This window comes from Pricia sp. (assembly GCF_041745955.1).
Classification (GTDB): Bacteria; Bacteroidota; Bacteroidia; order Flavobacteriales; family Flavobacteriaceae; genus Pricia.
In genome coordinates this window covers 1-4199 of record NZ_JBGTHY010000046.1, presented here as the reverse complement: position 1 = coordinate 4199, position 4199 = coordinate 1, and the positions used below count along the sequence as shown (strand labels likewise).

General features: G+C 45.2%; 4 protein-coding genes and 1 pseudogene. 4 read left to right on the top strand and 1 reads right to left on the bottom strand.

Annotation, left to right across the window (positions count from 1 at the left end; genetic code table 11):
* The 4 genes from ACEW8S_RS01595 to ACEW8S_RS01580 form a co-directional block, all read left to right on the top strand.
* A partial coding sequence (locus tag ACEW8S_RS01595) for an ATP-binding cassette domain-containing protein (RefSeq protein ID WP_373516440.1) occupies window positions 1-233 on the top strand: 233 nt, incomplete at its 5' end.
* Entirely contained in the window at window positions 185-625 is a 441-nt protein-coding gene (locus ACEW8S_RS01590) for an SMP-30/gluconolactonase/LRE family protein (protein WP_373516439.1), read from the top strand. The genes ACEW8S_RS01595 and ACEW8S_RS01590, both read left to right, overlap by 49 nt.
* 133 nt (window positions 626-758) lie before the next feature.
* The gene (locus tag ACEW8S_RS01585; protein ID WP_373516438.1) at window positions 759-2903 is read left to right on the top strand and encodes a PQQ-binding-like beta-propeller repeat protein; all 2145 of its coding nucleotides are present in this window, start codon (window positions 759-761) and stop codon (window positions 2901-2903) included.
* A gap of 284 nt (window positions 2904-3187) precedes the next feature.
* On the top strand, window positions 3188-3952 hold the full coding sequence (locus tag ACEW8S_RS01580) for a FadR/GntR family transcriptional regulator (protein WP_373516437.1): 765 nt from the start codon (window positions 3188-3190) through the stop codon (window positions 3950-3952).
* Window positions 3953-3965: 13 nt separating this feature from the next.
* Here ACEW8S_RS01580 and ACEW8S_RS01575 read toward each other — a convergent pair.
* A pseudogene (locus ACEW8S_RS01575) lies at window positions 3966-4199 on the bottom strand (hypothetical protein); the annotation flags it as partial.

Genomic DNA, 4199 nt, shown 5'->3' with positions numbered 1-4199 from the left:
CGGCGTCGGTCGTGATGGAACGCCTCGGCATCGGCGACTTGACCGATCGCCACATCCTGGAACTGTCCGGCGGTCAGCGGCAGCGGGTCTTCATTGCCCGAGCGCTGCTCGGTGAGCCCGATCTGCTCGTGCTCGAGATACGGATGGGAGCGTACATCAGTTGCTTTCTGAACCGGAAGTCCAGATGCCCAATGGAATCGTGGTTTCCCCAGATCAAGAAACCCTGTATTTGATCGAGGCCCATCCCGATGCGGATCGTGCCCGAAAAATTCTTGCTTTTGACCTGCACGAAGACGGTTCCATCTCCAATTCCCGTACGCTTTTTGATTTTTATCCGGGAAGAAGTGGCGATGGCATGTGTATAGATGTTAAAGGAAACCTGTATGTGGCCGCAGGCCTGCATGCGGAACGTGGAACTTCGGAAGCCCTTGATACGCGTCCCGGTATTCATGTCATTTCCCCGGACGGAAAACTTTTGGCCTATGCCAAGACCCCGGAAGGTACGGTTACCAATTGTACGTTCGGCGGTAAAGACCTAAAAACCTTATACGTCACCGACGGCGCCTACCTTTTGAGCATTCGAACAAAAATACCCGGTAAAACATCTTATATGCCTGAAAGATAATATTAGAAATGGCACCCAAAAATAGCTGAAAATACCCATGGTTAAATTCAATATGCACTTAATGGCCCATAGCCCCTTTGAAAAAATGTCAATTTGGAAAGGTTGTCTATCCTTACTCGTTTTGTGCCTGTTTATGGTAAGTTGTACTGAGTCTTCATCCGATACTTCGAAGGCGAATACCGATTGGCCGGTCTATGGCGGAAACCTTGCCGGAAACCGTTATTCTCCCTTGGACGAAATCACCAAGGACAATGTAAATACATTGGAAATTAGTTGGATTTATGATGCACGATCTACATCTGAACCAGAGGAAAGGCTAAATAAGATAGAATGCCACCCCTTAATGATAAACGGAATACTCTATGGTGCCGGCACAAAATCACAGCTTTTCGCTTTGGATGCGGCAACAGGAAAGGAGCTTTGGAAGTTTACACCTCCAAACAGAAGCACCAATAGGGGGCTGAACTACTGGCAAGATGAAAATGGTGGTACCAAACGCATTCTTTATGTTGCAGGACCGGATCTGTACGCGATAGATGCCGAAACGGGCAAACCTATAAAAACTTTTGGGGAAAATGGAAAGGTAGACTTTCATGTGGGATTGGAAAACGATAGGTTTGATGTTCGGAAGTATTCCATTACAGCCACCAGTCCGGGGGTCATATACGAAAATGTTCTGGTAATGGGCTCAACCGTTTCAGAACGCGGCGATGGCCTGCCGGGCAGTATCCGGGGTTTCGACGTACGAACAGGCAAGCTTTTATGGGTTTTCAACACCGTTCCCCTACCTGGGGAATATGGCTATGATACTTGGCCCGAGGATGCGTACAAGAAAATAGGGGGAGCCAATAATTGGGCCGGAATGGTCCTAGACGAAAAAAGAGCTACGGTCTACCTTGGCACCGGATCACCATCATTCGATTTCTACGGGGGCGACCGCAAGGGCAAAAACCTGTTCGCAAATTGTATTTTAGCGCTTGACGCCATCACCGGCGAATTGAATTGGCATTACCAAGTGATCCACCATGACCTATGGGATTTGGATATAGCTTGCCCGCCAAACTTGCTGACCATAGAGCACAACGGAAAAAACGTGGATGTGTTGGTACAGACTACGAAGGAAGGATTAGTGTACGTTCTAAATCGAGATACGGGGGAATCCGTTTTCCCCGTCGAAGACAGGCCGGTGCCCCTTGTTGGTTTACCCGGGGAACATCCCTTTCCTACACAGAAATTCCCGCTAAAGCCAGAACCTTTGGTGACCAGACAGATTCTTACCGAGGCCGATTTACCCGATTCCCTACTCTTTCCGGAATCCTACAAGAAGTTGAAAAAACAATTCTTAAGTTCCCGACACGGTTCAAAATACATTCCTCACAGCAAGGAAGGTTTCTGGTATATCGGTACAGGTGGCGGGGCCAATTGGGGCGGTAATGCAACGGATCCCGACGGCGTTCTCTATCAAAATGTGAATGAAGTGCCCACTAATATTCAATTGGCCAATGTGTCGGAAAAGTTAAAGGAGAGTGTATCTTATGGCAATACCTTATATATTAACAATTGTGCCGCTTGCCATGGGATAGATCGAAAAGGTAACAGTGCAGATATACCTGCCCTTTTGGATTTCGGTGACAGGCTAACGAAATCCAGTTTTGAAGATATCCTGAAAAATGGAAGTGGACGTATGCCCTCTTTCCGACATCTGCCAAAGGAAGACCGGGACGCCATTTCAACGTATGTCTTTGATCGTGATAAACAAGCGGTTCCAGTAGATGACGTACATGCTTCTAGTGATCAAAAACTAACAACGGTACAAGGCCATGACTTTCCCTATGTCCCCATATACACCCCGGTCGTTTACACCAAGGTTTATGATGACCAAGGCTATCCTGGAATCAAACCCCCATGGGGAACCCTTAATGCCTTGGACTTGAATACAGGAGAATATCTCTGGAGAGTGCCCTTAGGGGAATATGAGGAATTGACAAAAAGAGGAATTCCCGTTACAGGCACCCCAAATCTTGGCGGGCCCATCGTAACCGCAGGGGGGCTCGTTTTTATCGGTGCTACCCAAGATGCCAAGATAAGGGCATTTGACAAAAAAACCGGCGAAATGATCTGGGAGCATCCTTTACCGGGAAATGGCAAGGCGACCCCCATTACCTATGAGATCGACGGAAAACAATTTGTTGTGATCGCAACAAGTGATTCCAATAATAGGGTTCAAGGGATCAAAAAGGAAAAAGGAGGGATGTACGTGGCGTTTTCATTACCTTGAAAAAGACCTCTTGTTAAAGAGAATATATGGCCAGCGGCCGAGAACGGAAGGGTCCGGCCACAGCTACCTTCCACACCTTGCAGTATTGCCCGTGTTATACCTTAGTTCAACCGCTTTATGATTGATTTCTAAATCAGCTTCATTTTCTTAGGGAGGGGACTTACGAAAGAATCAAATTATCATAGATACTCCAAAATATGGCCTATATTTACGATGATTTCTAGGAAAAATTTTACTGTGCTAGATAAAAATCAGTTAGGCCTGACATTGAAAATCCTGCATTAATGAAAAAGCTGAGGCCCAAAAAAACGTTAAAGCTTGCGGAGCAACTTCACGAACAACTTTTAGATTGGATTATTTCAGGCACCCTTAAAGAGGGGGATAAAATTCCTTCCGAGAGCGAACTGTGTAAATCCTTTTCTGTTTCACGGCCCATTGTCCGCGAGGCCTTGAGGAAATTACAATTGGAAGAACTGGTGAAAACCAAAAAAGGTATTGGCACCTTTGTTCTTCACAGCTCTTTGGGCAATTTAAAACCATTTGCTTCCGCAAACGACATTGCCGCTATATTACAAAGCCACGAAGCCCGTATGGCTTTGGAGACCGAAGCTTCCGCACTGGCCGCAATCCGCCGAACCACCGTACAATTAAAATTTATTAAGGATGCCTTCCAAAATATGCAAAATGATTTCAATGAATCAAATTTATCCGTTCCCTCGGATTTTGAATTTCATATAGGCATTGCACGAGCAACCAACAATGAGATTTTTGTAACATTGCTAGAGAACCTTCACTTCGGATTGAGAAAAATAATGACCATAACACAAAGTTTCTCATGGGAAAATGTTAGAAATCAAAAACAGCCTGATCGCATACAGCAAGTCCTTAAAGAACATCAAAATATTTTAAATGCCATTGAAGTTCAGGACCCGGAAGCCGCTCGAATTGCAATGCGCTATCATATTTCCAAAGTAAAACAAAGACTTATAAACATACAATCAGATAAAACCAGAGGTGATGGGCTTAAAATAAAAGGACACTCAAATTAAATCCAGATTACACTTATTGCAATTCTTTTTTCTTTTTCCATTTTTCAAAATCCAATTTCACGTCGTCTGAAGTAAGGGGGTACAACCCAATGATCGAACTTCCCTCGTCAACCTTTTCTACTACATACAGCTCATACAATTCCATTTTTTTAGCTTCATCGGCCACTTGGTCTGCTAAATGTGCCGGAATTACCATGACCCCATCATCGTCACCCACGATAACATCCCCGGGAAATACCGCCACGTC

Excerpts from the sequence above, each read along its gene's own strand:
- ACEW8S_RS01590 (WP_373516439.1), top strand. The coding sequence starts at position 185 with ATGCCCAATGGAATCGTGGTTTCCCCAGATCAAGAAACCCTGTATTTG.
- ACEW8S_RS01585 (WP_373516438.1), top strand. The coding sequence starts at position 759 with ATGGTAAGTTGTACTGAGTCTTCATCCGATACTTCGAAGGCGAATACC.
- ACEW8S_RS01580 (WP_373516437.1), top strand. The coding sequence starts at position 3,188 with ATGAAAAAGCTGAGGCCCAAAAAAACGTTAAAGCTTGCGGAGCAACTT.